A 26617-nucleotide genomic window follows, 5' to 3' on the forward strand; every position below is an offset into this window, starting at 1 on the left:
GCAGGGCGGTCTGCGCGTCTTGGGAATCTAATGATCTCTTTGAAATCAATCCATCGGAGCGCCGCCACAAAGGCGTCGCATTACTACGCGGACCAGAAAGACGATTACTACAGTCGCGATGGTACGGCCGCGCAATGGCAAGGCAAGGCGGCCGACGCACTAGGGCTTACCGGCGCGGTTCAACAGGAGGAATTCCTGCGTGCGCTGCGCGGTGACTTTGGTCCAGACGTCAAACTATCGCGTTCTATCAGGTTGGATGCTGAGGCACGTGCGGCACTGGATATGACGTTCTCTCCGCCTAAGAGCGTCAGCATCCAGGCGCTTGCCGGCAAGGATCCGTCAGTCATCGAGGCCCACGACTACGCGGTGAGCAAGGCGCTGGAATTTCTAGAACACGAGCTACTGCGTGCGCGCCAGACGGAGCAGGGAATAACGACTACGGAGCGAACGGGCAATGCTGTTATCGCGAAGTTTCGGCACGAGACGGCCAGGCCCACCGATGGTGCTTATTCGGATCCCCAGCTGCACACCCACGCACTGTTGATGAACCTCACCCGACGCGCCGATGGGCGCTGGGTCGCAATATCGAACGACGAAATTTATCGATTGAAGTCCATGATGGAATCGGTGTACCACGCCGAGCTGGCCAGCCGCCTGGAGAAGTCCGGCCATCAGATCCGCTACGAGGGCAAGAGCTTCGAACTCGCGCATATCTCTCGGGATCACATCGAAGGGTTCTCCAAGCGTTCGCAGGACATCAACGCCGAACTGGCGGCATTGGGTGAAACCCGCGAATCTGCGAGCAGAGCGCTCAAGCAAACTATCGCCCTCAAAACTCGCCTGGACAAGGCTCCCGAAATTTCTCGCGAAGAACTTCAGCGTGACTGGGAACGACAGGCAACTGAACTCGGCATTGATTTCAATGGAGCAAAGCAACCACTGGAAAAGGAAGCCGAATCGGAAAGCGGCAAGCCGCCCCGTCAGGAATTGACGCCGGAAGCGGCTGCTCTGATTGCCGACGAGTGTCTTCGGTGGGCGATCAAGCACCACACCGAACGCGAATCCGTGATGGACGGAAAAGAGATGCTCAAGACCGCGCTGCACCGTTCGCACGGCATGGGCATAAAGCTGGGCGACCTCAAATCGGCCGTCAAGCGCTCACTTGATAAAGGCCATCTGATCCTTGGGACGATTCAGTACCGGCACGCGAAGGACAAAGACGGTGCCGGCGAATCACGGTCGGACTTGGTCGCCGCCCTAGTCGTCGGTGGCATGAGCAAAAAACATGCGGAAGAAAAAATCCGCATTTCGATTGCTCGAGGCGAGCTTGTTCCGACCGGCGCAAGGTACACCACACAGGTGGCACGGGAGCGCGAAAAGCGAATCCTCCAGATCGAGCGCGAGGGGCGTGACCAGGTCGCGCCGATCTTGGATATTCAAGCAGCCCAAGGCGCTATGGCTGGCCGCTCGCTGAAGCCAGGCCAGCTGGCGGCCGCCAATCTGATCCTCAGCACGCCACACCGATTCATCGGCGTCCAAGGCCTGGCTGGAACTGGCAAGTCGCACATGCTGGCTCAAGTCAAGGAGGCCGCTGAGGCAGCGGGCTTCAAGGTCCAGGCCGTGGCGTCCTACGGCAAGCAGATCGAAGCCCTGCGGGAACTCGGAATGGAATCCAGGACCGTAGCGTCCGTTCTGGAGGCACGTCAGAAAGACCGCTTCAAGCTCGACCCGAAAACCGTCCTGGTCATCGATGAGGCGGGCGTGGTCCCAGCCCGCCTCATGGAACGCCTGATGAAAATGGCCGAGGCTGACGACGCACGCATCGTCATGCTGGGCGACACGGGCCAAACCAAAGCCATCGAGGCTGGCCGCCCGTTTCACCAGTTGCAGGTCGCTGGCATGGCTACAGCCCTAATGGGGGACATCATTCGGCAGAAATCGCCTGAATTGAAGGCTGCGGTGGAACTAGCGGCAAAGGGTCAGGCGTCTGCCTCCCTTGGCGTGTTAGATCAAAAGCTGAAAGCCGTGCACACCATCAAGGACGACGGCGAACGATATGACGCGATAGCGACGCGATACGCAACGCTGAACGACGATGAGCGGCGGGAGACTCTTATCGTGACCGGCACGAACGATTCGCGGAATGCCCTAAATGAGGCCACCCACCAAGCACTTGGCCTGGGCGGCCGGGGCTTTGAGTTCAAGATGCTTACCCGACGTGACACTACGCAGGCAGAACGGCGAGTGGCAAAGTACTTCATCGCTGGGGATATTGTGCAGCCGGAGCGGGACTACAAAACCGGGAATTTGCGGCGGGGCGAGATGTACCGCGTTATTGGCGCGCTTGCCGGAAAGCCCAATGACCTAGTCGTTGAGCATATGGAAAGTAAGGTCCGGACCACCTTCAATCCTGCTCGCGCCGCCAAGTTGTCAGTCTACGAACCGGTCAAGGCAGAATTATCCGCCGGCGATTGGGTTCGGGCGACGAGGCACAACGCGGCTCTCGATTTGGCCAACGGTGATCGGTTTGAAGTGCTCGCCGTCACGCCCACAACGGTCACCATCGGCGGCAACGGCCGACGAGTCACGATGAACGCGGCAACAGCGCCGCTGCATCTAGATCGGGCCTACGCGTCCACGAGCCACAGCGCGCAGGGACTGACATGCGATCGAGCACTGATCAACTCCGAGAGTTTTAGCCGCACCACGCAGCGCGACGTCTACTACGTGGCGATTTCGCGGGCACGTCACCAAACGGAGATCTATACCAATGACGCTGGCAAGCTCGCCGACGTTGTTGATCGGCTCGAGGAAAAGACAGCCGCTCTCGATATTGGGCTAGAGACTTCTCGTCCGTGGCGGCGAAAAGAGTTACCCCATGATGCCGCCCTTCAAAAGTAGTTTGCGCTCTCCTCCTCATCCTCTGATCACGCCGCTGGCCTGCGCTTCCATGGATTAATTCTCCGTTCGCTTAGGAATGTGTTCTGCATCGTTATCCCTCGGTTTAATTGCAAAAGGCTGGCCCTGCTCTGCCATGGCGCAATCTTCATCGACAGAAATTTCGCCCCTAGTGACCGCTTTACTTCAGGTCTGCAAGTATCGGCGATCTCCAATCGCGCACGGCCTAACGAGCGGGTGAGTTGAAGTTTGCGTAATGCCTTATCAGGAAGACAGGCCGGAAGTGATGATGTCATTTTTGTGACAACTCCAATTCCAGCAGGGACATTCAGTCATCCAATTTGCATATTCTTCGAGTATTGTTACCAAAAACTAAATTGCGTATGGACTTTTTCCGTGCAGGCCATAGCTGCGCATGCACTCAGTTCCCGTTGCGTTACGCGAAGCAGGGCAACGATGAAATGGTAGGGGGACGCATTTCGCCCGTGCTCAATTTATGCAACCCGAGGGAATTTGGCCTCACCGGAAAATTTCTATCAATATTGCTTTAACAACTATCAGAACGTCAGGCTGCACATGTTTCGAAGGCTATGGGTATTCCTAACAAAAAACGACGCAATAAACAGTGGAAGACTGTTCCTCTGCTTTCTATATGTTGTGTCTTTTTTGTTGCCCTGCGCATACGCCTATTTCGCCGTGGTTCCATCTGACGCACAAATGTATAAGTCCAGAGGGGAGGCCAAATTTCTGTACACCGGAAGGACTGGCTATGCCCTGCAGATCGGGGACGCATATTTCACGTGTGGCGGACCTTTTCTTTATCAAGATAAGGACTGCTTTGCCTTCTCGAAAATTCCGGAGATAACAGGGAAGGATGTGACCGTCACTTGGTTTCATCAGCCGGTGTTCCCCCTTTCGACGAATCGGCGGGTTGCAAGGATTCAAGTAGAAGGGGTGGATTCGCTACCACCTGGATACTTGGTGGCTGCGCTTCATGAAGATAGAGAACGTGCGAAATTCGACCTGCCGTTCTCAACGATTTGGATGTTCCTTGGCTACTTACTAATCGAATTTATTTACCGAATGAGGAAAAAGAAATGAGTGCGCAATCGGTTAAAGATGCAATCTCCGCGATCGACACCATATTCGGCAGTGTTACGGTCGCTGGAACTATTCCGCCCCTTCTGCTTTCGAAAGAATCCTTGACCACGACGATTGGTATTGCCCAATTGGGCGTGGGCACTATACAAATGTTCGGTAAATCGGTTCCAGTATCGGGCGTCGCACTGGTCAATTTCGGGGCCACCAGCGCTGCCTTGCTTGACATGCGACAGGACTATCTGACGAACACACCCGGAAAGGTGAAAGCGTCAGACTTTTACTCGGCCCTGGCAGGCGTGACCGCTCTCGCAGGGGCTTTGGCCACTGTTGTATTGACCTCAGCAACGATTCCGGTAGTCGCCACGATTGCCGTGACGGCCGCCGTTTTAGGCTCTGCGCTATCGGCATTCGCAATAGGCGCGGGCGTTTCCAAAAGCACGCTTGATTTCGCGGCGGCGTTTGACAGCATGAAAAGTGCTTTCTCTAATCTTGGTAACGTCCTCGGTAGCGCCTACGATTCCCGGGTAATTCAGACTCGAGAGCATACCCTTCCCGAGTTGGCCAATCTCGTCGACATCCAAAGCGTTGACGACAAGCACGTGTCGTTCACCTCGCTGGCCGATCAGACCAAGGTTGTGGTCGACACCTCAAGTATGGTTGACTTTGGCGTAGACGAGGTGGGCCGTGCCTACATCCGCGGTGTACTTGGGGACCAGGACCCAGCCACGGGGCCAACCATCACATTCTCCAAAGACGGCGCCTCGTCCATCGTGATCAACGGCATTCAGGTTGGCTCAATTCCACCTGGCGCACAGGTCAATATGGATGGACAAAGCGTGGTCGTGGACTCGTTAGCCGGAAGCCTCCGTGGCATGGTCACAGTTACGCAAAACGGTGTGACGGTTCGCTGGCAGAATGGGGACGGCAGCGTGCTGTCCAATACCCATACGATGGTGGATTGGACGTTTTCACCTGAAAAAGGTGCATCCATTGTTGGCATGCAGTTGGGCGGCAAGAAGTTCGTATCTGGCGACGCGGTTCAGTTCATTCAATCGACCTCTGACCAGTTCGCTGCGCAAACCACATTCACCAAAGCGGCGGCAGACGCTGCTCGCATCGGCTCCCGGATGGTGACCGCTGACGGTGTCGCATCGGCGAACGACAATGCGCAGAGCTTGGCGTATCTGGCCGACCGCCTCGCGCTCGCCAACGTCAGTGACCGTTGGGCGCCCGTCGTGCTGGGCGGGACCATTCTGGACGGAAAGTATTTAAGCTGGTCTCAGTCCGGCGCTCTGAATCAAGCATTATCCTCGATTTATCAGCAGCGCTGGAACAGTATCCCTTCGAACATTAGCGTGGTTATTCTGGGCTATGGCAACGAGCCGATGCTTCCCTTCGCGATGAGGGCGGCATCATCGACTGTTGTGCCTCCTGGAATGGTGGCCAGCGGAGCAGCCGTGATTTATGCGGAGTATGTGTTCAAGGGCTATTCGGCACTGGCGCGTGGCCACGCCCAAGCTGCCGGTATGGCCCTCAACTCCACGACGCAGAATTTCTCCCCGGACCTCGCCACGCTGCAGCAGTGGATGCAGACGCAGCGCTACAAGACGACGCAGGGATATCCTAATCGCCTGCTGACGTTAGGCGACACATCGCTGATCACCATGTATACGTCGACCAACAAGAGGTTCGGCAGCACGGCAGGCAAGGACATGGTTGCCTGGATCCAAGACGCCGGCAGCGTTGACCAGTCCATCGCAACGGCCGCCACGCAGGAAGACAACGCGTTTGGAACTGCGACCGCAGCTGCGACCGCAGCCATGGTGGCTAACTTCTCAGGGCAGAATGGTCAACGTCTACAGGCCATTGCAACGGCTAAGACGGCTGCTTCTGCCTTGAGCGTCGCGGTCGGTGCTTTTTGGCAGGCACACACACAGACCCAAGCACTTACTGCTCGTTTGGAGCAACTTAGGAATGGCTTGAACGCCCTTGTGCCGCAAAATGCCTCGTACACCGGCCACCTTCCGGGAGGGGCGATGTTCCACTCGCCGGGCGATGCGGACTTTGCTTCGGCCACATTCTCGGCCTACGGCAAGGCATTGCAGCATGCTGCGGACCGCAAGGTAGTGATGGACGAGTTGCTGGCTGCTTTTGCGCAGTCATCCGGCTATACGCGAGCCTATCTCGGCCGGAATGGCGAGACCGTGGTTTTGGGCAACGGATTTAATCTGATGCTCGCAGGTGCGGGCGAGAACCGCTTCACCTTATCGCAGAATGTGGATCATCTGCTGGTGAGCGCGTCGGCGGGTAATACAGTCTTGTCTGGTTTTCAGGTGGGAGAGGCCGGTGATCAGGTGCAACTGGCCGGTTTGGACAATGCCGATACGGTATTCGTTAGGCGCGTCTCTGAGGGAATCGAAATAACCGCAGCCTATGACTCCCATTCCGTGGTGTTGACCGGAGCGGATATTACGAAATTTGATCTTTTTTCCAACTTGACCGGGACGACCACGGTCTCGTTCGCCAACGATAGCGCCGCTGGCATACGAAGCTTGGCGCGGCCATTGTTGTTTGATGGATTGGTCCACGTAAACTCGCTGGTCGCGTCGGCATTCGGTGACACGTTGATCGGCGGAGCCTGGGCGTCGGTGCTGAAAGGCGGCGCCGGCAACGATACGTTCGTGGTTACGGGAGAGAATACGCGGATCTTTGGAGAGAACGGCTTTAACACGCTGTCATACGCCGAGGCGAACCGGGGCGTTGAAGTCACGTGGGCCGTCGGTCCGAAAAAATCATACTACGACGACACAGGGGAGTATTTTGAGTGGATTGGCAGCGACAACTTCGGCTCGACGTTCGAACGGGTTCAGAAGATTGTGGGCTCCAACTTCAATGACATACTCCGTGGCAATACCACCAAGGATGTGCTGAACGGCGGCGCCGGAAACGATCTCTTGATTGGCGATGCGGGCAATGACACGTTGGACGGCGGTGAGGGCGCGGACGTGATGGAAGGCGGCGCGGGTGATGACGTCTACTATGTCGACAACGTTGGCGACAGCATCGTCGAGGCGGCCGCGGGCGGCACCGACACCGTTTTTAGTGCCCTTGCCATCAATCTGGCCACGTTGGGCGGTGGCCAGGTCGAGAATGCAGTACTGAGCGGCGCGGCTGCCGTCAACCTAGTGGGCAATGCGCTGGCCAACCGGCTGGAAGGCAATGCCGCCAACAACGTCATCAACGGCGGCGCAGGAGCCGATGTCATGATTGGCGGTGCGGGCAACGACACCTATTACGTCGACAACGCGGCGGATGTGGTGACCGAGTTGTCTGGTGGCGGTACGGATACCGTCTACAGCTACCTGTCCGCATATACACTGGGCGCCAACGTGGAACGCGGCCGCATCCTTGCTTCGGGCGCAGCCAACCTCACCGGCAATGCCACCAACAACCTGATTTATGCAGGGGCTGGCAATAATCGCCTCGATGGCGCGGCAGGCAACGACACGGTCAACTACCAGTACGCCACGTCAGGCGTGACGGTCAGCTTGGCGGTCACGACCGCGCAGGCAACGGGCGGCTCCGGGAGCGATAGGTTGGTCTCGATAGAACACCTGACAGGCAGTGCCCACGCGGACACGCTGAGCGGCAGCGCCGGCGCCAACACGATCCAGGGGGGATCGGGCAACGATACCATCTCGGCCGGCGCGGGCAACGATCTGTTAATCGGCGGCCTGGGGAACGATCGGCTCATCGGCGGGACGGGCAACGATACCTACCGGTTCGTGCGCGGCGATGGTCAGGACGTGATCGTTGAGAACGACGCGACTGCCGGCAATCTCGATGTGGCGCAATTCGACGGTATCCAGAACAACCAGCTTTGGTTCCGCCAGGTGAACGACGATCTGGAGATCAGCATCATTGGTACCTCGGACAAGGTGCTGGTGGATGGCTGGTACACCGACGCGGCGCAGCGCGTGGAGGAAATCCGCGTGGGCACTACGCTACTCGTGGATACGCGAGTTCAAAACCTTGTCGATGCGATGGCGGCGTTCTCGCCGCCCGCCAGCGGCCAGACCACCTTGCCTGCTGCCTACCAAACCGCTTTGACACCAGTCATCGCGGCGAACTGGCAATAAAGCCACCAAGCAGGAAGCCCCTAATGAAGTTGATAGAAGGCGGCCCGGCCGGGCCGTCTTCGCCCGGCTCAGCTCCGGGCGGAGACGCTCGCGCGGGTTCCTCGCCGCCAGTCCTCGATACGGGCCTGATCTGTCTGGCCATGGTTGCCCGCTATCATCAGGTCGCCGCCGACGTAGACCAGCTAGCGCATGAGTTCCGCGCGCCCGGCCAGCCTTTTGGCTACACCGAAATCCTGCTGGCGGCCGCCAAACTGGGCTTGCGCGCCCGCAGAGCCAGAGTTCGCATCACGCGCCTGTCCACCACCGCCTTGCCCGCCATCGCCAGCGATCGCGAAGGCGAATTCTTCATTCTTGCGCGACAGGACGGCGGCAAGGTCCTTATCCAGGATCCGCGCCAGCCAGGCCCCACCGAACTGTCGCTAGATGCCTTCGAACGAATGTGGTCTGGCGAGTTGATCCAGTTGGTGTCCCGGGCCTCTCTGGCCGGCGATCTGTCGAAATTCGATTTCAGCTGGTTTATTCCAGCTGTCGTCAAGTACCGCAGGTTGCTGGGGGAGGTTTTTGTCGTTTCTTTCGTGTTGCAGCTCTTCGCCCTCGTCACGCCGCTGTTCTTCCAGGTGATCATGGACAAGGTGCTGGTGCATCGTAGCTATACGACGTTGGATGTAATCGCGGTCGGGCTGCTGGCAGTGGTCTGCTTCGAGGTCGTGCTAACTGCGCTGCGTTCCTACGTGTTTGCACATACCTCCAGCCGCATCGACGTGGAATTGGGTGCGAGGCTATTCCGCCACTTGTTGAGTCTGCCGCTAGCCTATTTCCGGGCGCGTCAAGTCGGCGACTCGGTGGCGCGGGTGCGCGAGCTAGAGAACATCCGCTCGTTTCTGACGGGAAACGCCGTCACCGTCGTATTGGACCTGCTTTTTTCCATCGTATTCCTGGCGGTGATGGCGTACTACAGCGTCTGGCTGACGCTGATCGTGGCGGTGTCGCTGCCTTGCTATTTTCTGCTTTCCCTGGCGTTCACGCCGTCCTTGCGGGCTCGATTGAACGAGAAATTCAACCGCGGTGCGGAAAACCAGTCGTTCCTGGTCGAGACGATCAGCGGTGTAGAGACGGTCAAGGCAAGCGCGGTCGAACCGCAGTGGATCCGCAAGTGGGACGACCAGTTGGCGGCCTATGTCAAGGCCGCCTTCCGGACGACGGCGCTGGGTACCGTGGCCCACAGTGGTGTGACGCTTATCAGTAAACTCGTGACCGTGGCCACCATGTGGTTGGGTGCCCGGTTGGTGATCGACGGGCAACTCACCGTGGGCCAATTAATCGCCTTCAATATGCTGGCAGGCAACGTGGCCGGACCCGTCATGCGCCTGGCGCAACTGTGGACGGATTTCCAACAGGTTGGCATTTCGATGCAGCGCCTGGGCGACATCCTCAATACGCGTACCGAAGTGCACACGCCGCGACCCGCCCTGCCCTCGCTGCGCGGCGCTGTCGATTTCGATCGGGTCGAATTTCGGTACCGGCCGGGCGCTCAGCCCGCCTTGCGAGGAGTATCGTTGCGGGTGCAACCGGGTGAAACGGTGGGCATCGTTGGCCGCTCTGGCTCAGGCAAGAGCACGCTGACCAAACTGGTGCAGCGGCTATACCAGCCCGAGCACGGACGGGTGCTAGTGGACGGGGTGGACATTTCCACCATCGACGCCAGCTCGCTGCGCCGGCAAATCGGCGTTGTACTGCAAGAAAACGTGCTGTTCAATCGCAGCATCCGCGACAACATTGCGCTGAGCGACCCCGGGATGCCCTTGCAGCACGTCATGCTCGCCGCCCAGCTGGCGGGCGCACATGAGTTCATCGCAGAACTGCCGGAAGGTTACGACACCATGGTGGGTGAGCACGGCGCCACATTGTCGGGTGGGCAGCGGCAGCGTATCGCCATTGCCCGGGCGCTGTTGTCGAATCCGCGGATCCTGATCTTCGACGAAGCCACCAGCGCCCTCGACTACGAGTCCGAAAGCGTCATCCAACGCAACATGCGCGAAATCAGCCGAGGCCGCACGGTGCTCATCATCGCGCACCGCCTGTCTGCGGTGAAGGATGCCAATCGGATCATCGTCATGGACCGCGGCGCCATCGTCGAGGAAGGCCCGCATGCCGACCTTATCCAGCGCGAACACGGACACTACGCCGCGTTGTATCGCATGCAACAGGGTTAGGCAGCGTGGCAACCGGACAAACAGTCGGCGCCTGGACCGACCTTTTCAAACGCTATGCCAAGGTCTTCGCCGCCGCATGGCGCGAGCGGAAGTCCTGGGACAGCAAACGCTACCGTAGCGACGAGGCAGAATTCCTGCCATCCGCGCTGTCGCTGCAACAGCAGGCTGTATCGCCAGCGCCCCGAGTCGCCATGTGGTTGCTGATTACGTTCGCTGCGCTGACATTGCTCTGGTCTGTGTTCGGAAAGGTGGATATCGTCGCCACAGCCCAGGGAAAGTTCATCCCAAGCGCGGGTACGCAGGTCGTCCAGCCCATCGGTACAGCTACCGTGAAGGCGATTCATGTCCGGGAGGGCCAGGCTGTGCGCGCCGGCGACCTGCTCATCGAGCTTGATGGCACGGTCAGCCGTGCGGAACAACAGCGCATCGTCAACGAATTGCAAACTTGGACCTTACAGACGATCCATGCCGAAGCCATGCTGGCGGCCATTGAGTCCGACAGCCCTCCTACACTGGAGGGCACGAACGCCACGCCGCGTGCACTGGCAGACGCCCAACGCCTCGCACACGCCGAGTTCCTGGCCTTACAGGCCAAGCTTGCAGGAATAGATACTGAGGTGTCACGGCGGCAGGCGGAATACCAGTCCACTTCAGCGCTGGTACGCAAGCTAGAACGAACGGTGCCCATCGCGCGCCAGCGCGCCGACTCTCTGAAGGAATTGGCCGATGGCCAATATGTGGCCCGCAATACGTACCTGGAGCGGGAGCGGGAGCGCATCGAACAGGAATCGGACCTGATGATGCAACGCAGCCGGTTGAAGGAAATCGAAGCCAGCATTGCCGAAGCGCGCCAGCGACAAAAGACCGTACGCGCGAACGCTCGGCACGACAACCTCAACCGGCTGATCGAGGGACGCCAGCGAATGGCGCTGCTGGATCAAGACCTGGTCAAGGCCCACTTATCGGAGCGCCTGACGCGGCTAACGGCACCCGTTTCCGGCACAGTACAGCAGTTGGCCGTGCGCACGGTGGGCGGCGTGGTGACTGAGGCCCAGCCTCTGATGTTAGTCGTCCCGGAAGATCACATACTGGAGATTGAGGCTTTTCTCGAAAACAAGGATGTCGGCTTCGTGGCGTCCGGACAGGCGGCTGAAGTCAAAGTAGAGGCGTTTCCTTATACAAAATACGGCATCGTGCCGGGCACGGTGAAATCGGTTTCCGAAGACGCCATCAACGATGAAAAGCGCGGACTGGTATATGCCACGCGCGTTGCCATCGAACGGCCCACAATCGGGGTGAACGGCTCAGATATTCGGCTTGTGCCTGGCATGGCAGTGACTGTCGAAATCAAGACCGGCAGACGTAGGGTCATCGAGTATTTCCTGGCCCCGTTGATGCAATACGGTCAAGAGAGCATACGGGAGCGGTGATGCAAGGCCGGCACCTTCCGACGATCCTCTGCCGCGCGCCGATGGCACGCGTCTTGGCGGCATGCCTGCTGCTGTGCTGCGAAATACCGCAAGCGGGTGCGGCGGGCCTGATGCAGTTTTACGGCATGGCCCTGGAGCGTGACCCGACATTCGCCGCCGCGGGCAAGGAGCGCGACGCCGGACTCGAGGAAAGGGCAAAAGGCCGGGCGGGGCTGCTGCCCAACGTCACATTCCAGTATCGGAATGGGCGCAACCGCTCAGAGGTGACACAACCCACGTTCTTCGGCGACCAGACCACGGATCGCAGCTATCGCAGCAACTCCTCTTCGCTGAATCTGCAGCAACCCATCTTCGACTACGAAGCGATCTCCTCTTATTACTATGGGGTCGCCCAAGCCAGCTACGCGGATGAGCGTTATCGCAGCCGCAGCCACGAACTGGCGGTACGCGTGGCACAGGCGTACATGGATGCGCTTTACGCCATGGACCAAATAGACTTGGTGAGCGCGCAAAAGCGCGCATACCAGGCGCAGAGGGCGCAGAACGAACGCTGGCTCGCGGCTGGGGAAGGCAACCGGACCGACGTATTAGAGACGCAAGCCCGCTATGACTTGGCGCTGGCCCAAGAAATCGAGGCTCAGGACAATCTGGATGCCGCGCTCAATACCTTGGGCTCCATGGTGGGAGAGCCGGTGCAGGCCACTGACCTGGATGCGCTGGGCGCGCGGTTTCCGGTGCAGCGGCTGGATCCCTCCGGCTTTGAACATTGGCGCGGACTGGCACTCGCCCACAATCCGGAGCTTGCCGCGCTGCGATACTCTTTGGACGCTGCCGACCACACCGTCGGCAAGGCCAGGGCCGGCCATCTGCCCAAGGTCAGCGCCTACGCTAGCGCGGGCCGGGATAAATCCAGCTCGGAAAGCACGTATGGCCAGAAGTACGTGACCAACTCAGTCGGGCTCCAAGTCAGCATTCCAATCTTCGCGGGCGGAGGTGTGTCGGCAACGGTCCGACAGGCAGTGGACAACAAGGAACGCCTGCGTTACGAGAGCGACGCCAAGACACGAGAAATACTCAACGAGCTGCGCAAGCAGTTCAACCTCTACAACAGTAGCGTCGCGAAGTTGAACGCCTACCAACTTGCGGTGGACTCCGCGCGGGCGTTGACCGTGGCGGTAAGAAAAAGCGTCGCGGGCGGTGAGCGGGTCAATGCCGACATCCTCGACGCGGAACAACGCTATTTTGATGCACTGAAGGACCTTGCCCAAGCACGATATGCCTATCTCATGGCGTGGCTCAAGGTCAAACACCTTACCGGAACGCTCTCCGGCGAGGATATTCAGAAAGTGGGCGATTACTTTGTGCATTTCGCACCGTAAGCCACCTCCTGTGATCATTCAAAAAGCATAAACTGCCAATCAGGAGTCGCGCCGTTCCATGGCGACGCCATCCTAGGCTAATTCCACCGGAACTGTCCAGTTATCAACCCTTCCAACTATTTGCCAGGAGGTCAAATCGGAGCTGGTCAGGCCTGTAGTATCTCCAGCAGAGATTCAAGACCTAATGGTTCTCACGATGGGACGGTGAGGAGGACATGGACGCATTGGCGTGCCTACCCCATCGTGGTTGGAGGGTCGTATCACGGCACAGTCAAAAGCGAGCATCAATGAGGGGCTGCTCACGGCTGTGGATTCAATCGACAGCAGCACGCCAATCGTTGACAATCGACACGAGTCCAAGTGGGCAGCAAGTTCTACTGTTCACCGAGTTTATACGAGGCACACCTATGCGGGGTTCTGAGATGACCGAGGGTAAGCATGAAAATCGCTGCCCGTTGAGTGCGGTCGACCGTCGGCTTGGAGACGTACATAGGCACTGGCATGAGGCTGAGCGTGGATATTTTGACCCTGAGAGCTTTAGGATCTCTATCCAGACCACAATTCAGACGCTGCGCACCGTCACTTTCATTCTGCAAAATAATAAGCGGCTTTTCACTGACTTCGATCCTTGGTATGAATCGTGGCAAGACAGACTACGCGCTGAGCCTTTGATGCGGTGGATGGTAGACGCACGCAACAAAATCGAGAAACAGGGCGATCTCGAAGCGCATAGCTTTGTTCGAGCCGAGATCATGGCGTCCTATTACGAGGAAGGGCCACGGATGGAGGTCCCTGCCGAACTGTTTCAAAGTCCAGCTGAGCTGATCAACGGCATTTCCACTGAAGCATTGAGAAAGCACGTTTTCAAGGATGGCATCCTACGCATTCAACGCCGGTGGGTAGAAAACAGCTTACCAGACTACGAACTCTTAGACGCTGTGGGGATCGCGTACGGGAAGGTCGCCGAGTTGGTGGCTGATGCCCACCGGCAATTGGGCTTGGAACCGCCTTCCACAATGGTCGGCGACATCGACCGCACAGAAGGTGAAGGTTCCCGAGGGGGGAGATTGCCTTGCATGATCGGTCACGGTGACGCTCGTAGCCACGATGTGTGGATTGCCACGGGGCAGCCAATGGCGATCGAGTCGAGAGCTATCAAATTTGACAGGGAGAGTGCAGAACAGGCCGCAACCAAGTATGGGCTCGATCCGAAGGGAATATTCCCGTCTACAGACCCTGCGCCCGAAGCGACATTGAACGGACTGTTCGCTACAGCAAGAAAAATGTTTTCCGTGGACGGTCATCACGACACCATTGCCTTCCTCTTGAAGGGCGCACGCCCCGTAAATTTGAGGCAGCTGGCTCTTCAAGAGCACGGGGAAAAGTACTTGGTCATGAGGATGCTTGCGAACGAGGTGATCAAGTACGGTGCAGATGGAGTGATCATCCTCAGTGAAATATGGAGCGCCCGCTATGATTCGAGCAATCCTTATCGCAGAGCAGCAGATGCACCTGAAAGAGAAGAGTTTCTGTCGGCTATTCTCGTAACCAAAACCGGTATTCCTGTTCAACAGCTTGCCCTGATTATGCGCGATGGCGACGGCGTGACGCTCGGAGAGACACAGACGCTCAGGGACCAGCCGCAAATCGCTTTTGCTCCCATTTACGCTGCGTGGGGACGTGCGATTCCGAATGCTTGGTTCGAAGCAACGACAATGGGTGCGCGGGATGCATCGTCTGGCGAAGGGACCACGACGTCGGTTTGATTCACGGGCGAGCGTCAGCATCGTGAATGCCGAGAGGCCACTCCGGGTGGAAACGGGCCATCGCGCACGCGTGCTCCCAGCCAGGAAATTGTCAGCATTTCCTGGGTTCACCGCCTCAGGTTGCAAGCTGACGTTGTTGGACTACTAACGACTACCGGTCCCCAGATCTGGCCGCAACGAGCCTTGCAAGAGACTCAAGCGTGCTTTGCTCGCTTGCGATAACCGCGACATGGCAGAGCCGACGCATTTGGGCATCGATGTACCGTTAAGTCGGCGCGCAATTGCAGCGCCATGCCGTCGATAGGTGCAACGGCTCGATGCAGGCGCTACTTGAAGCTAAAGTGGCGCTGCGAGGGCAAGCGTAATACGTGATTGGCCTTAAGCTTCACGCGGGCCTTTGATGTATCACCTGCCTCGTCTAGAACGGTGATCTCGCCGCTCTGATGGAGGTCAAGCAGCGTCGCCTCTACCATGCCGCGCGTCGCCGGCGTGGTATTTATTAGCTCGAGGAAGAACCGCTCGAAAGTCACGCCCTCAGCGCCGCCAAACAGCATAGCAGGGATCTGAGCCATCATAGTTTCCTTGCTAACCGTCGCCGCCAATTCACTGAAATCGAATCCCATCTGCAGTCGCTTTTCATCGTCGATCTTGCTAATGTAGCCCGTGCTGAACATATGGAAGCCTGCTTTGCCGTAGTGCGCGAAGTGGTTGTGGTGCTGCCAATGGGTCGTCGCCATTACGTCGCGTGCCTTCCAGTGCTGCGAGAGGTGAAGCAGCCAGAAGTCGCCATGTCCGCGCTCGGGCCGGATGAAAAATGGTGTATAGAACTGGGCGGAACACTGACTGGTGAGGCTCTGGTACAAGGAAGACTGCAACTGAACTCGCCAGCGCGGTGACTGCTTGATCTCGTCTAGGTCTGCCGCGCATACCGACGAATTGATGCCCGTCGATAGTTCGAAGTCCGCGAGGTTCTTCTCGTTGAGGTAGCTGATCAGACTGTCGATGTAGAAGGTGAGGATCACCTCGGCGTGCTTGAGTTTAGCGAAGATGTCGTGCAGACAGTCCATCGGCACGGCCGAGTAACCATACTGATCAAGTACGAATAAGGCGCGTCCCGAGCGTGGACTGCGATCTCGCGCTCGTTGGACGGCAGCTGCACAATGATCGGCGAACTTGCCCTCGATCAGCCGGATGCTGCCCTTGACCAGGGCTTCACCATATCCCCGATCTTCGAGAACATGGCGCAGGTAATCCAGAGCGTAGCGACAGTCGTCGATGCAGATTAGCTCTACATCGATTTGGATCGGCTTGCGGCGTTCCTGGCGAATGTTGACGAGGGCCTCGGCCTCGCGGATCGCCTCCAAGATCACCAGAGGTGATCCTGGAGCCTCCTGACCGGACTCGTTCTGATAAAGGCCTCCTCCGCAGAAGCCGTCGACGATGGTCAGCTGAATCTTGTCCTGCTGAGGCATCGAGACGAGCGTTAGGAAATAGTCGACGAGGTAGTTGCGCAGCAGTGCGTGCTTTACTTCACTGTGTCGCTTCAGCAGCGGGGGTGGATTTCCCCAAATCCAATCGTAATGTGGCATTAAATTGCACGCTGAGCGCGCTTTGATCAACCCTACGAAACAATTTGCCAGCGAGGCCTCACAAAATCAAGCTCTCTGTTGCACAAATTCAGATGGCGCTGCCTTGGCGAACGATCGTCACTGGCATTTCGTCCCAAGTTCGGCCGTTTAATTCACGACCGTTTGCCGCCTTTGCACGTTTTTTTCCGTCTGCGCCCCAGCCGCCCCACTGCTTAAAGAAGAAGGCAACCCCCTGCTCCTGGCACTGTTCGCGCACTGCCTCCACCCACTCCATCTTCATTGGCCGAGCCTTTGGCCCGGATTCACCGCCAACGATCACCCAATGAATGTCTTTCAGGTCCAGTTCGCCCACATCGGACAGTAGCGGCTCAACAGACAAAAAGCGGATCGTCGCCGGTACTTGCCGCAGGTAGTCGATGCGAGGTACGCCGTACTTTCGGTCTTCGACGGAGACTCCCAGCCAGGCGTTAGTCGGCACCAAGCGCGTCCGGAAATACCGAGCCATACGTGCGGCGCGCTTGGTGAGGATCTGATAAGTGTGATGAGGCGTCTGCGCGATGACCGCGAACACACTGTCAATGTAGTAATCCGGTATCCGATCGTGGAATAAGTCCGACATTGAATTCACGAAGTACACCGTAGGCTTCTTGCGTTTGATCGGATCATTGAGTCGCTCGGGCAACAGGGTCAGCGCAAAGCCGTTCTCATAGCCGGGTGTGCCCATCGCGTTCAGGCGCTTGGACATAGTCTCGGCATAACAGTGTTTGCACCCCGGTGAGATCTTGGTGCAGCCCACAGTCGGGTTCCAAGTCTGCTCAGTCCACTCGATTTTGCTGATTGTCGTCATCGCAATGCTCCCTGCTTTGCTAGCTTAGCCCGGCCCGTCAGCGATGGCTTATAGCTCCGAACAACGCCCCTGACAACGCCGATGATATTCAACGTCTCCTTGGCGCACATGCTCCGTCTGTCCTGATCGTGCGCAGCCAAGTATGGCTTGCCACGATCGATTCTGTATTCCTTGATGGTGTGGATTCCATCGATCTCGGCCACCACCACATCCCCGTGGACCGCCTGCATGCCCGTCTCTACCACAGCTACGTCGCCGCTAAGGATTCCTGCGTCGACCATTGAGTCGCCGCGCACCTGCAAAAACACAGTTTTCGATGGCCTGGTGATCAGCAATTGGTTCAGCGCCTGTGCCTGAAGACGGCCAGTGGCATTGCCCTCGCAGCCGAACCCCGCGCGCACCTCGTCATCACTGAAATCAACGGTGAAGAAGTCAGAACTGGGCACCAGTCGTCCACCTACGGACTTTTCCAAATAGCCGGAAGCGACCAAGCGCTGAGTCAGTTTGAAGGCAGCGTTCTTAGCCTTGAATCCGAGCGCCCTTGCCATCTCACTGTACGACGGCATACAACCCGCGCGGGCGTACAGATCGCGTAGGCGGCGTAGGTGCTGGGCGTCATTGTTGGTTCGAGCCATGCCGCATTTTAGTGTACGATCGTCCACTAATCAAGCAAACACGATGCCGAGCTATTTCTTCCTGACCGTTGCAGGCCGATTAGTTGGGAAACAAGTCTAGATTGCCGCTCCGGGCGATGTCACTCCAGATGCGATCCGGAAGCGGGTGGCGCGAGAAGAACACTAGACGGTAGATCGATCGGCCCTTGCCATCGGTAATTAGCGGCATCTGCCCGCTGATCTTAAAGCCTAAGGCCCCAACCGCCTTGCACCAGGCGTCGAAAAACCAGGCGGGCAAGCTCGATTTGGACAACTGATCCGTCGGTACAGCCAAGCGCCAACCGGGCAAAGCGTGATCGAAACGGTCTCGCTTAGGGTTTAGCTCCATATCGATGTTGCGCGTTAGGTCCATCAGGCTGAAGTGGACAGCAAAATCCACGTACTGCAGCTTGGCAAGCCGCTCAATGATCGAGAAGGACAGGTGCTCGAGATTGTAGGGATCAATGTAGGCCAGCGCTAGGGCACCAAAGGGAACCGCTTTGACAATCTCATCCACCGCTTCTTTGGCAGGTCCGACGAAGCTCTGCACGTTCGCACCCACGGCGTTGAGCCTCAGCTTGTTCGCATTGGCGCGATCAGCTTCGACATCGCCCACCAAGAGCTTGGTGAACGGTGCGCCGGATCGCACCGACTGGCGGTAGGCCGCGATCGAGCCGCCGTCTCGCGTGAAGCTCTCGCCTTCCACCTGGATACGGCCTGGGCCACAGAAGGGATCGATGAGCACTCGCTGCTTGAATTTTTTCTGTGCTTCACGGGTGGCGTCGAGGTAGCGTGCTAGATAGCGGTGTTTTTCATCGACCACCCAGCGCCCGACGCCGCGACCGTGAGGTCCCCGCTCCACCGGCAGTTCAGGGTAGGGGTCGGGCAATACATCGTCGGGTTTCTCGGTTTTCAAGTTTTCTCGCTATGGAATAACGCGGCCGGGCATGACATTTACCCCTCCCACATGTTCTAAAATGTAACATGGGTTCAACTTGCATCGCCGGACGCTGACGACCAGATCCCCGTGAAGGCCCCAGAATGACGCCTAAAGCGTGCTAAAGGGCAGTGGCCTCGTCGGGCGCGCGTTCCGCGCACTAGCCGGTGCTGTTGAACACAAGCACCTGATTGCCGCATTGCTTGCAAGTTGCGCCAACATGGCCGTGTCCATGGTAATCGGGCCGCATTGCGCGTCGCCAGTGTCGTGACAGTACTCTCGCAGCGAGAGCTGCCCCGCGATGTGGCTCGAGCGATACGTACCAGAATTGTTTCATTCCAAAAAGAGCGGGCGTTGTCTCACACATATCTCAAACCCCGTCTCCTTTGTGTCTCACACGTGTCTCAAACTTGTCTCAGGTATGTCTCACACCTGTCTCATATGAGTCTCAAACGCGTCTCATAGGTGTCTTATCGAGCAGCGCCGGACTACCGAAATGCCGAAAATCGGATCCATGTATACGGCCGGACTCCGCGCAATGCCCCGATCCCCGTGGCTTGCGACATTTTTGGGAGGTTCATTGTCAGACAAAAGAAAGCAACCCTTCGAACGAAAAACACAAAAAAATCAACGGGATGCCCCCACCCGGAGGGTGCGTCCTGTGTGGTGGCTTTAAGGGCACCTGTGAGCGTCCGGGGGACGCTCACAAAGTCCGCAGGACGGCCCCGCCGGCGCAGCCGGTGGGACTGGACGCCCCGTATCAAATCCGATGGTCAACCAAAGCAAAGGGCCGCCCTAGGGCGGCCCTTTGCTTTGGGTAGGGCTTTACCCCCCGGGGGGACAAGAACCTGGATGGTGGAGCAGTACAACCGGCAGATCTTCAGCCAATCCTTCAGGACGCTGGTCATGCAAAAGTCATGTCACAGAGCGACAATAAAAGCCGATGTTCCTCACCAGAGGTCCTCGCCAGATCCTCAAGGAGCGAAGTCAATGAACGAAATGAAGACTGTCCGCGCTACCGAATATGTAGCTTTATTGAACGCACGGCTCCGCGACGCAGATGTGCCGGAAGACGCACGATTGGTGACGACCCAGATTATTGGTGAAGGGCTACAGGAACGTACCCACCTTCACATACCTCAAGCGGCGCTACCCGCCGCGACAGCCGCAGTGTTCCAGCTTAGGCAGGAGGGCATTTTCTGTTTTCCCGTACTCGCCCCGCTGGATGCCCATTTCCTTGTCTGAGCCGCCAAAGCTAAAGGCTGCCCGAGGGCGGCCTTTAGCTTTGGTGCAGGTTTTCTGCGCGGGGACGCGCGGAAGGAGCTCAGGTCACCTGATGAGTTTTCAACCAGTCCTTCAACGCATTGTTCATGCGGGTCTGCCACCCCTGACCGGTTGCCTTGAAAGCAGCCAGAACCTCTTCATCCAAACGGATGGTAGTAGCGGATTTACGCACAGCGGCGGTACTACCGACGGGCCGACCACGCCGCCGCACGATCTCATCGGGCGTATGCACTCGGGCATATTGACCGTCAACAGCCTGTTTGGCGCTGCGCAACAGTGCGGCTTCAAACTCAGCCATCTCAGCATCTGGTTTCTTAGGCATCAAAGCACTCCTTGAGTTTGGCGAGAAACGACGCGGGCACGTTATCGAACTTGGCTTTGGCGTATACGATCAGCAACACCACTTCGCCGCTGGCCAGCCGAAGGTAATAGATCACACGTGCACCGCCCCGTTTTCCCATACCGACGCGGGACCAGCGCACCTTTCTGCATCCGCCCGAGCCAGGGATTACATCCCCTGCTTCCGGGTTCGCCGCGATCCAGTCTACGAATGCCTCCCGTTCGGAGTCGCTCCACACCTTCGCGGCCCAGGTGCTGAATTCATCAGTTTCGATAACGGTTAGCATGAATTAATTGTACTAACATTTTATTGGTGAGGCAAGATGTTTTGGTGGGCCGCCAGCCAGGGACCCGCCCAGCGACCCCGGCGCACATGCTCCTCATTCCTCCATTTCTCCCATCGGGCGTTCCACGGCCATTGCGACTTGAAGGGGTTGAGTTCGCATGATTTCAGGTACCCAGCCCTTGCCTTCCAGCAATTGCTCGGCGGTAGCGGCGGCCTGGGCCTTCTTCATGGCCAGCAGCGGCTTCGCCTGCTCCGCATCGACCGCCTCCGTGACCACTGCCGCGATCCGCTCCTTTGACACGTGGGCGAGGTAGGTTTGCGCGGTCGGCTTCCACCACTTGCTCATGTCCAGGCCGATCACTGTGCCCAAGCGGTCAAGGTGCCGAGGTTCTTCACCATAGGAATGGCTTTGGCGGCGGTAAATTGAAACGCTTGTGAGTACGGCGAGCAAGTCGATGAGGTCAGTCTGCGACTGATCCAGCAGCCAGGGCAGTACGGCTGCGGGGTCCTCCGGAACGTGCATCATGACGGCTTCGATCTGCGCGTGCACCGCTGCCCATGCCGAACTGTCCTTGATGCCTTCGTCCGTCTTCGCCAGCTCGTCGTGCGCTGTCCGCAACGAAAAATCGAAGGTATCTCCTGCGCTGCTGCGGCGGCTTCTGTCGAAATCCCCCAGCATTTGTTCGATAAGCAGGCAGAGGGCGAGCGTCGGGCGCATCATGATTTCGGCTTGGAGCGCAATGACGCGCTGTGCTTGGAGCCGGTTGGTCAGCGCCTCAGAATGCACGGGCCGCGTCATAACGGGGGGCAAGTCTACGCCCGCCGTTTTCTGGCCATCTGCGTCGTTGCTTCGCGTGGCTTGTGCCACGGCGTCGCGCTCGTCCTGGCGGATGAGGCCCCGAGTGACGGTCAAGTCGCCTTGATAGTCCAGGTGCACAATCGCGCCGCATAGGGCTTTCAGGTCGGCCGGGTAGTCGTAAAGCTCGGCCCGGATTTCACGAATCTGCCCTTCATAGCCGCGAATCACGCCGCGAACCTTGTCCAGGTCGGCCGCGTCGTGGCCTTCGGACTCTTGCAATCCAGCAAGCTTTGTCCGCGCCGCTTCGACCTTCTTTTGCAGTCCGTCGATCTGCTTGGCCTGGGCCTTGCTCGGCTCCTGGTTGACGCGCTGAATCTCGCCAAAGGGCTTCTTGTCGGCATACTCGAAAGACACGCGGCATTCCACCCACAACCAGCCTTCCGCCTGCACCGTCTTGAACAGCTTGGACCGCTGCATCTTGGCCTCGGCCATGCTACGCACTTTCTCCGGGTCGGCCAGATAGGCGTCGTTCTCGAACAGGTCGCGGCGAACTTCGCCGCCCGCCTTCTCGTACGCTGCGACGGTCACGTACCGCGCCACAGGCGAGTCGCCGCGCATTTCGGTTTCGGACAGCAACTGGCGGATGTGGTCATCGCGGTTCCAGTATTGGCCCGCCGACGCCTTCCATGCCGCCTCCTGGCGGGTGTGGTCGGACACGGACGCCAGCGCTTGCATTTCGTCTATCTTGATTTTGCCGTCGCGGAACAACTGCATGAGCGTGGGCGACACGCCGCCCAGCGCCAGCAGCTTCTTGACGGCCGACTCTGATGCGCCATGCGCGGCGGCGATGGCCGCAACCGTCCAGTTTTCGGCGCGCAGGCGCGCATATCCTGCATACACGTCTGCCGGGTGCATCGCCTTGCGCCCGAAGTTTTCGACCAGGCTGGCGTGGTAGGCGTACTCGCTCGGAATGACGAGGCAAGGGACCGGGTAGTCGGTTGGGAAAACGCCGCCTTCGATCAGCAGACCAAGGGCTGTCCAACGCCGTCCACCCGCGCACACTTCATAGGAGCCGTCCGGCGCTGCGACCACAACGAGGTTTTGCAGGAGTCCGCCCATCGCCTGGATGGTGGCTTTCAGCTCCAGAATCTCGGTGTCCTGTTTGCGGTCCTGCGCACTTCGTGCTTGGTACGCTTCGCTGAGGCGCAGTTGCGAATGCGGGATATCCATGCGCGTGGCGGCGGCGCGGATGGCGGCGAGTTCGTTGGAATCAAGTTTCATCAAAATGCTCCGGGTCGATATCGAGATCAGTGCAGTTGCGCGGGGATTTCGGGCGCGTCAAGCGCGGCGATGAGGGCGGCAAGCTGGCGCATGGTCATCGCGGGAATGCGAAAGCCCAGGCCCAGCAAGTGGGCACGGCGCATGTCGTTCGCCAATCTGATAAAGTCGTGGTTCATCACGATTCTCCTAGTCCGAGGGTTGCGGGTGATGGCCCCTGCCGGTTGCCGCCGGTCAGGGGCCTTTTCGTTTAATAGCCAAGCCATTCCAGCAGCACGTGACCGCGATACAGCGGGTGATTGCCGCAGTCGGCAAAGAACTCTTGAGCGTTCAATTGATGCCTACCGATTTCTTCCAAGACCTGGATGCGCGTCACCACGGCTTCGTCCGCCGATTCCCTGTCGCGCAGGCCCCGGGCCGAAACCGGCCCGAGATCGAATAGGTCCGCGAGTAGTTCGATCATGTCGGGCCTGTGGCCTTGCCATGCGACTAACTCGTTTTCGATGGTGACGGCCAAGACCGGCGCGGTGTCATAGCCTTTTGCCGCGAGCGCTTGAGCAAAGTCGGCAGCGCTGCGTTCGCTGAATTCGATGCCGCGTTCGGCAAGATAATTTTTGGAAAGCTCGCACTGAGCGCAGGCAAGGTGTGTGTACAGAACGACGTCGCAAGACATGGTGGATCCCCTTTTAGCCGTGATGGGGGCAAGGATTGCCAGAACCATCGTTGCAACCCGAACACGCGGCCATCACTACGGACTCTTCTACTGCGTCCCAGCCGTCCACCCATGCGCTTGCCAGTTCGGCAACATCGGCCAGCAACGGCGGTACGTCGTCGGCGCCACGGCCATGGGTGAAGTCTTGGCGGCCTTGAACGTGAGCCAGCATTTGCGCGTAACCAAGCTCCATGAAACGGCTGTCTTCATCGAACATCCCTGCTGCTTTGGTGTGAGCAACGCGGGCGTCCAGGCCGCGAAGGACCGTAAAGTCCTTGTCCGCTTTCTTGCCGAAAATTCTCGAGTCTTTTTCCATAGTCGCCTCCTTATTTGCCACGCACGAGCGTGCCCACGAAATCCACAATCCAAACTTTCAATGCGAACATGCGCGTGCCGGCTGAATCGGTCACGCCGTAGTGGTGGTGTGCGTGAGCAAGCGCGGCCTGCCCGTGCGCAGCTTCGTCTAGCGCCACCCTTACCCGTTCAATCGTCTTTCTGAACATGCCCCTTTCTCCCAATACACGCCTTGGCGTCTTTTCTTTGCTGACCGGGCCTGAAGATCGTTAGCCCGATCGTGAACGGCTGGAATCGCTGGACTTTGTCTTCGCGGTGTTTGCCGCCAGTCCTGTTAGTCGCCGAGCCCGTGCCGATCTGGATCATGGAGAGAGGAGCGGAAAGGGGCAGGAACGGAAGCCGCAGCCTTGCGCGCAGCGCAAGGACCGGGTGAGTACCTGGCGAAGCGAACCCCTTGGAGGGACGAACGCAGTGATACAGTCGGCGTTTCTAGGGCGCGGGGACTGACAGGGCGCCAGGCTTGCGTGAGATAGCCAGAGAGGCGCAGGCGTGCCGCGCGGCGAGCGCCCCGAGCCCCTAGGGCTCAAATTCGGCCGGAGGCCGTTGGCAAGCGGCAGCGCGCAGCGCCGCAAGGCGCGGAGGCGTAAGCCGACCAACGGGAGGGAAGGATGGAAGCCCCACGGGGGGCAAGACTGGCGGGGTTGGCCAGGCTTGACGCGCAGCGCGACAGCCCGACCCGCAGGCGCAGCCGGAGGGGCACGCCTAATGGGGAGTCGTGATCAGAACATCAGTGCTGAGATTTGGACCCCGGCGGCATCGAGACATTCAGCAAATCCAGGGCCTTATTTGCCCTATCCCGTGCGTCGGCGATAATTTCATTTTGCCGAGCGATGTACTCGTACAGAGCCTTGGGACTATGTTCAGCTTCGACCAAGCCCTGGTCATTGATGATATCCGTACACATATCAACGCACTCGTCGCAGATCGTGAGCGCGCTGGCGCCAGGGCCATTTTCCCGCGCGATCAGCTTCCGGACTTCGTTCTGAGACTTATCGCAAAATGAGCAATGCAGCACGGTCGGCTGCTTTTTTCGCCGGGGGCTCTTTTTATTGTTTTCATCCATTGGGCGCAGGGTCCGCGTCAACGCATCGCTAGGTCAGAGTAGGTGCGCAATCTAGCACAAGCCCTGGCAGTCCGGATGGGTACTTTTCCTAGTTGCGTACCGGCATTCTTGACGCGTATTGCATCCGATAGTTCTTTGAACAGGGAGAGTCACGTTGGATGGAACCATGATCATCAACGGTGTCCGTGCGGCCTACAGGACGATTCAAACGCCGAATGGGAAAGGGGTGATAGCGGAAGTGCAATATGCCGCCAGCGGACCATGGGAGTGCGTCGGTGGGCCCAACACGGTTTTCGCTGACGACGCCTCAGCCCGCCGTGCGATACAAAATCATGTGGCCGCGGACTGGTCTAAGAGGATGAACCCGAGCCGGTGACTCCATGTCCGCGGCACCGGCCATTTTGCCGTAACGAGACAGCCAGGCCGCCAGGCCTGGCTATGCCGTTTCAGCCGTTTCGGTGATGGTCCACCATGCCGGCCAAGTACGCCGCCCGCAATGCCCTCCAAAGAGTCCACACCGGTATTTCGCGATAGTCCTTCGAACGGATCCGCCGAAGTTCGAACGATTCAACGTCCAGGATCTCAAGCCCTATGTTTTCGATGGCCTGCCCTGCGGCCTCGGACAGTTGCGGCATTGCCATGGGTGGTGACTCCGTGCTCAGCTCGCCCAGCACCTTGCTGGCCAGCTCGTTGAGGTTGACTTTCGAATTGGCGATGGCTTGCACCTCGTCGAGAGGCAAGGATTCAATGAATTGCGCCATGCGCCGCTCGCTTTCCCGCGCCGCCAGCGCCGCCCAGGCGCCGCAGGCAGCGATCGCGGACAAGCCGGCCAGGTTGTTGCCTCCGTAGCCTTGCAGGTATGCAATCAGCCCACGCTTCATTTCGCTTTCATCCCGGCTCATGCTGCAATCCTGTCTTGTTTGGCCAGCGCCAGGCGCTGCACGGCGGCGTCGTGATACTTCGGGTCCATTTCGACCCCGTAGAAGCGCCGGCCGGTTTGGCGGGCGGCCACGCACGTCGAGCCGGAGCCAGCGAAGGGGTCTAGAACGATGTCGCGCGGGCGGCTGAAGGTTTCGATCAGCGGCGCCAGGCATTCGACCGGCTTTTGGGTCGGATGATGGCGATTGCCGGTGTACTTCCACGGCATTACGTCGGGCAAGGGCGTGGCCGGCACGGCCGGCTGGCCCTTGGCCAGCAGATAGGCCGACTCGTGCTGGTACGCCAAGAACCGCGCCTTGGATTGGTATTGCTTGGCGAACACGATGTGGCCGACCACACGAAAGCCCGCCGCGCGCCAGGCGGCGAAGAAGCGATCGACGCGGTTCCAGCCGTAGAACGAAATGCAAAACGCATCGTCGCGAAGCACTCGGAACATTTGTGCGAACGCCGGCGTCATCCATTCGTCGGTGCGATCGTTGGCAATGCTCCGGCCGGAGCGGTCCACGTAGTTAACGAGGTACGGCGGATCGGTCAACACTAGGTCGACGCAACGATCTGGCAAGGTGGGAAGGACGGACAGGCAATCGCCCAGGACAACACGACTCATGGTT

Annotated in this window: 21 protein-coding genes and 1 pseudogene; 8 read left to right on the forward strand and 14 right to left on the reverse strand. The window is 58.7% G+C overall.

The genetic code is table 11. The features are described from left to right. Window positions 1–30 precede the first annotated feature (30 nt). The 7 genes from mobF (at window position 31) to CQ050_RS17345 (ending at window position 14926) form a co-directional block, all read left to right on the forward strand. Window positions 31–2901, forward strand: coding sequence for a MobF family relaxase (gene mobF, locus CQ050_RS17310; protein ID WP_105558064.1), 2871 nt, complete (start codon window positions 31–33; stop codon window positions 2899–2901). A 714-nt stretch (window positions 2902–3615) separates the two neighbouring features. Then, window positions 3616–3999, forward strand: a complete 384-nt coding sequence (locus CQ050_RS17315; protein WP_105558065.1) for a hypothetical protein — start codon at window positions 3616–3618, stop codon at window positions 3997–3999. Continuing rightward, the gene (locus tag CQ050_RS30735) at window positions 3996–8138 is read left to right on the forward strand and encodes a calcium-binding protein (RefSeq protein ID WP_146121044.1); all 4143 of its coding nucleotides are present in this window, start codon (window positions 3996–3998) and stop codon (window positions 8136–8138) included. Before CQ050_RS17315 ends, CQ050_RS30735 begins: the two co-directional genes overlap by 4 nt. Window positions 8139–8161: 23 nt before the next feature. Next, window positions 8162–10351, forward strand: a complete 2190-nt coding sequence (locus CQ050_RS17330; protein WP_105558067.1) for a type I secretion system permease/ATPase — start codon at window positions 8162–8164, stop codon at window positions 10349–10351. 5 nt (window positions 10352–10356) lie between these two features. Then, window positions 10357–11781, forward strand: coding sequence for an HlyD family type I secretion periplasmic adaptor subunit (locus CQ050_RS17335; protein ID WP_105558068.1), 1425 nt, complete (start codon window positions 10357–10359; stop codon window positions 11779–11781). Beyond that, window positions 11781–13160 carry a TolC family outer membrane protein gene (locus CQ050_RS17340; RefSeq protein ID WP_199196849.1) on the forward strand — a complete coding sequence of 460 codons (1380 nt, stop codon included), beginning with the start codon at window positions 11781–11783 and terminating at the stop codon, window positions 13158–13160. Before CQ050_RS17335 ends, CQ050_RS17340 begins: the two co-directional genes overlap by 1 nt. A gap of 422 nt (window positions 13161–13582) precedes the next feature. Beyond that, window positions 13583–14926, forward strand: a complete 1344-nt coding sequence (locus tag CQ050_RS17345) for a hypothetical protein (protein ID WP_105558150.1) — start codon at window positions 13583–13585, stop codon at window positions 14924–14926. A 326-nt stretch (window positions 14927–15252) separates the two neighbouring features. Here the strand turns inward: CQ050_RS17345 and CQ050_RS17350 are convergent, their stop codons facing one another. From CQ050_RS17350 to tcmP, 4 genes are all read right to left on the reverse strand, one after another. Further along, on the reverse strand, window positions 15253–16515 hold the full coding sequence (locus CQ050_RS17350) for a three-Cys-motif partner protein TcmP (RefSeq protein WP_105558069.1): 1263 nt from the start codon (window positions 16513–16515) through the stop codon (window positions 15253–15255). A gap of 88 nt (window positions 16516–16603) precedes the next feature. Further along, window positions 16604–17362 carry a phage Gp37/Gp68 family protein gene (locus CQ050_RS17355; protein WP_105558070.1) on the reverse strand — a complete coding sequence of 253 codons (759 nt, stop codon included), beginning with the start codon at window positions 17360–17362 and terminating at the stop codon, window positions 16604–16606. Then, window positions 17359–17997, reverse strand: a complete 639-nt coding sequence (locus CQ050_RS17360; RefSeq protein WP_105558071.1) for a LexA family transcriptional regulator — start codon at window positions 17995–17997, stop codon at window positions 17359–17361. The genes CQ050_RS17355 and CQ050_RS17360 overlap by 4 nt, the downstream gene beginning before the upstream one ends. Window positions 17998–18076: 79 nt before the next feature. Then, window positions 18077–18931, reverse strand: coding sequence for a three-Cys-motif partner protein TcmP (tcmP, locus tag CQ050_RS17365; protein ID WP_105558072.1), 855 nt, complete (start codon window positions 18929–18931; stop codon window positions 18077–18079). Window positions 18932–19942: 1011 nt separating this feature from the next. On the opposite strand from tcmP, the gene CQ050_RS17370 reads away from it, so the two are divergent. Continuing rightward, window positions 19943–20197, forward strand: coding sequence for a hypothetical protein (locus CQ050_RS17370; RefSeq protein ID WP_105558073.1), 255 nt, complete (start codon window positions 19943–19945; stop codon window positions 20195–20197). Window positions 20198–20276: 79 nt separating this feature from the next. Here the strand turns inward: CQ050_RS17370 and CQ050_RS17375 are convergent, their stop codons facing one another. The 10 genes and pseudogenes from CQ050_RS17375 to CQ050_RS17410 form a co-directional block, all read right to left on the reverse strand. Next, complete coding sequence (locus CQ050_RS17375; RefSeq protein ID WP_105558074.1) at window positions 20277–20558, reverse strand: BrnA antitoxin family protein; 282 nt, start codon at window positions 20556–20558, stop codon at window positions 20277–20279. Next, entirely contained in the window at window positions 20551–20862 is a 312-nt protein-coding gene (locus CQ050_RS17380; protein ID WP_105558075.1) for a transcriptional regulator, read from the reverse strand. The genes CQ050_RS17375 and CQ050_RS17380 overlap by 8 nt, the downstream gene beginning before the upstream one ends. Window positions 20863–20955: 93 nt before the next feature. Then, window positions 20956–22941 (reverse strand): ParB/RepB/Spo0J family partition protein, encoded by a 1986-nt coding sequence (locus CQ050_RS17385; protein ID WP_105558076.1) that lies wholly within the window; start codon window positions 22939–22941, stop codon window positions 20956–20958. Between the two features lie 26 nt (window positions 22942–22967). Next, window positions 22968–23117 (reverse strand): hypothetical protein, encoded by a 150-nt coding sequence (locus CQ050_RS31000; RefSeq protein WP_199196850.1) that lies wholly within the window; start codon window positions 23115–23117, stop codon window positions 22968–22970. Window positions 23118–23188: 71 nt separating this feature from the next. Then, window positions 23189–23611, reverse strand: a complete 423-nt coding sequence (locus tag CQ050_RS17390; protein WP_105558077.1) for a hypothetical protein — start codon at window positions 23609–23611, stop codon at window positions 23189–23191. 13 nt (window positions 23612–23624) lie between these two features. Continuing rightward, complete coding sequence (locus CQ050_RS17395) at window positions 23625–23966, reverse strand: hypothetical protein (protein ID WP_105558078.1); 342 nt, start codon at window positions 23964–23966, stop codon at window positions 23625–23627. A 10-nt stretch (window positions 23967–23976) separates the two neighbouring features. Further along, window positions 23977–24153: a hypothetical protein gene (locus CQ050_RS30850; RefSeq protein ID WP_158266056.1), complete on the reverse strand. Its 177-nt coding sequence runs from the start codon at window positions 24151–24153 to the stop codon at window positions 23977–23979. Window positions 24154–24889: 736 nt separating this feature from the next. After that, a pseudogene (locus CQ050_RS31140) lies at window positions 24890–25067 on the reverse strand (ClpX C4-type zinc finger protein); the annotation flags it as partial. Window positions 25068–25513: 446 nt separating this feature from the next. Next, complete coding sequence (locus CQ050_RS17405; protein ID WP_105558080.1) at window positions 25514–25969, reverse strand: hypothetical protein; 456 nt, start codon at window positions 25967–25969, stop codon at window positions 25514–25516. Then, the gene (locus tag CQ050_RS17410; RefSeq protein ID WP_105558081.1) at window positions 25966–26613 is read right to left on the reverse strand and encodes a DNA methyltransferase; all 648 of its coding nucleotides are present in this window, start codon (window positions 26611–26613) and stop codon (window positions 25966–25968) included. The genes CQ050_RS17405 and CQ050_RS17410 overlap by 4 nt, the downstream gene beginning before the upstream one ends. Window positions 26614–26617: the final 4 nt, after the last annotated feature.

It is taken from the genome of Achromobacter sp. MYb9 (assembly GCF_002975275.1).
GTDB lineage: Bacteria > Pseudomonadota > Gammaproteobacteria > Burkholderiales > Burkholderiaceae_B > Achromobacter.

Bases quoted from the DNA above. Each gene is read 5' to 3' on its own strand.
- CQ050_RS17395 (WP_105558078.1), bottom strand. From the start codon at position 23,966: ATGGAAAAAGACTCGAGAATTTTCGGCAAGAAAGCGGACAAGGACTTT.
- CQ050_RS17405 (WP_105558080.1), bottom strand. From the start codon at position 25,969: ATGAGCCGGGATGAAAGCGAAATGAAGCGTGGGCTGATTGCATACCTG.
- CQ050_RS17375 (WP_105558074.1), bottom strand. From the start codon at position 20,558: ATGCCTAAGAAACCAGATGCTGAGATGGCTGAGTTTGAAGCCGCACTG.
- CQ050_RS17330 (WP_105558067.1), top strand. From the start codon at position 8,162: ATGAAGTTGATAGAAGGCGGCCCGGCCGGGCCGTCTTCGCCCGGCTCA.
- CQ050_RS17345 (WP_105558150.1), top strand. From the start codon at position 13,583: ATGACCGAGGGTAAGCATGAAAATCGCTGCCCGTTGAGTGCGGTCGAC.
- CQ050_RS17380 (WP_105558075.1), bottom strand. From the start codon at position 20,862: ATGCTAACCGTTATCGAAACTGATGAATTCAGCACCTGGGCCGCGAAG.
- CQ050_RS17350 (WP_105558069.1), bottom strand. From the start codon at position 16,515: ATGCCACATTACGATTGGATTTGGGGAAATCCACCCCCGCTGCTGAAG.
- CQ050_RS17360 (WP_105558071.1), bottom strand. From the start codon at position 17,997: ATGGCTCGAACCAACAATGACGCCCAGCACCTACGCCGCCTACGCGAT.
- CQ050_RS30735 (WP_146121044.1), top strand. From the start codon at position 3,996: ATGAGTGCGCAATCGGTTAAAGATGCAATCTCCGCGATCGACACCATA.
- mobF (WP_105558064.1), top strand. From the start codon at position 31: ATGATCTCTTTGAAATCAATCCATCGGAGCGCCGCCACAAAGGCGTCG.
- CQ050_RS17340 (WP_199196849.1), top strand. From the start codon at position 11,781: ATGCAAGGCCGGCACCTTCCGACGATCCTCTGCCGCGCGCCGATGGCA.
- CQ050_RS30850 (WP_158266056.1), bottom strand. From the start codon at position 24,153: ATGTTCAGAAAGACGATTGAACGGGTAAGGGTGGCGCTAGACGAAGCT.
- CQ050_RS17390 (WP_105558077.1), bottom strand. From the start codon at position 23,611: ATGTCTTGCGACGTCGTTCTGTACACACACCTTGCCTGCGCTCAGTGC.
- CQ050_RS17355 (WP_105558070.1), bottom strand. From the start codon at position 17,362: ATGACGACAATCAGCAAAATCGAGTGGACTGAGCAGACTTGGAACCCG.
- CQ050_RS17385 (WP_105558076.1), bottom strand. From the start codon at position 22,941: ATGAAACTTGATTCCAACGAACTCGCCGCCATCCGCGCCGCCGCCACG.
- CQ050_RS17370 (WP_105558073.1), top strand. From the start codon at position 19,943: ATGAACGAAATGAAGACTGTCCGCGCTACCGAATATGTAGCTTTATTG.
- CQ050_RS31000 (WP_199196850.1), bottom strand. From the start codon at position 23,117: ATGAACCACGACTTTATCAGATTGGCGAACGACATGCGCCGTGCCCAC.
- CQ050_RS17410 (WP_105558081.1), bottom strand. From the start codon at position 26,613: ATGAGTCGTGTTGTCCTGGGCGATTGCCTGTCCGTCCTTCCCACCTTG.
- CQ050_RS17315 (WP_105558065.1), top strand. From the start codon at position 3,616: ATGTATAAGTCCAGAGGGGAGGCCAAATTTCTGTACACCGGAAGGACT.